The following is a 1,100-nucleotide window of genomic DNA, read 5'->3' on the forward strand; positions in this document are numbered from 1 at the left end:
TGTGCGATTCGCAGACATCGTTTCACTTTTTTGAAGGCCGTTTCTTTGGCGCGTCGGAACCCGTGGCGCCCGTAGGGAACACGGGTTCCGACGCGCGCCGATGATGTTCGCCGAGGATTTTGTCGACCCGCCATTCGCGGTGTCGAATTCGCTCTTTCCGCTCGTCGTACGCACCTTCCACCGCTTCCGCGAGAGGTGTGATTTCACCCAGCTCCGCAATGCGGTCAACCGGAGTCTTTCCACCGAGTGAGCCGTGTGGCCGACGCCAGTTGTAGTCGAACTGCCACTCTTCGATTCGCAAGTCGATTGCCCGCTCTGTCGGGGCATGGTGGAACCAGAATTCGTTCAGGTCAGTAAGCTGCGAACGTTCAACTTTGCCATTGAGGTGCGGCGAGCGTGGTGGAATTGGCCGGAATTTAATGCACTCGTTCATCAGGCGCCGCTGCACGGATTCAGCGAAGAACTCACCGCCGCGATCGGTCTGGATACGTTGAATCGGAAACGGCATCTCCTCGATGACGCGATCAAGGAAAAACAGCGTATTTCGGGCATTTCTACGGGGGTAGACGGCCAGCACACGAAAGCGTGAACAGTCGTCGATGGCCGTGTACTGGTAGACGCCTCGTGCAATCTTCATCGTGTCCATCTGGACGCGGTCTCCGGGAACTGGACGGCTGTAGCGCCTCGGTTGTGCCGGCCTCCTGGGGCGAACCAACGGCTTCACCAACGCTTCGCACAGGACCTTGTGAATGGTCGCAAGGGACAGTTCTCTTTGTTCGTTCAGACGCAATTCGTTCTGAATCCGCCGTGCCCCCTTGCGCTCGGCCCGCAGGCGAAGAATCGTTGCCCGATCAGCGTCAGAGACCTTTCGATTCGGGCTGGTCAGAGGGCGACGGCTTTGAGAGCGAAGACCTTCTTCTCCCGCCTCCTGGTAGCGGCGCAGCCACTTGCGAAGCGTCGGCCTGGAGATGCCACAACGCGTGCACACGAGACCGGCGTTGCCGGTCTCGTGATACATGCGCACCCAACGTAATCGCATCGAGATTTCGCGCTCCATCGTCCCATATTAGTTGAAACGATGTCCGTGAATCACACAGCTG

1 protein-coding gene is annotated in these 1,100 nt (G+C 58.5%); it reads right to left on the minus strand.

All coding sequences use genetic code 11. The features are described 5' to 3' along the window. Positions 1–22: 22 nt before the first annotated feature. Positions 23–1,039: an IS481-like element ISBcen24 family transposase gene (locus tag JMF86_RS34875; protein ID WP_011548482.1), complete on the minus strand. Its 1,017-nt coding sequence runs from the start codon at positions 1,037–1,039 to the stop codon at positions 23–25. Positions 1,040–1,100: the final 61 nt, after the last annotated feature.

The sequence above is a fragment of the Burkholderia sp. E168m15 genome (assembly GCF_016586105.1).
Lineage (GTDB): Bacteria > Pseudomonadota > Gammaproteobacteria > Burkholderiales > Burkholderiaceae > Burkholderia > Burkholderia orbicola.

Coding starts and splice junctions, on each gene's coding strand:
- JMF86_RS34875 (WP_011548482.1), bottom strand. CDS start 1,039: ATGCGATTACGTTGGGTGCGCATGTATCACGAGACCGGCAACGCCGGT.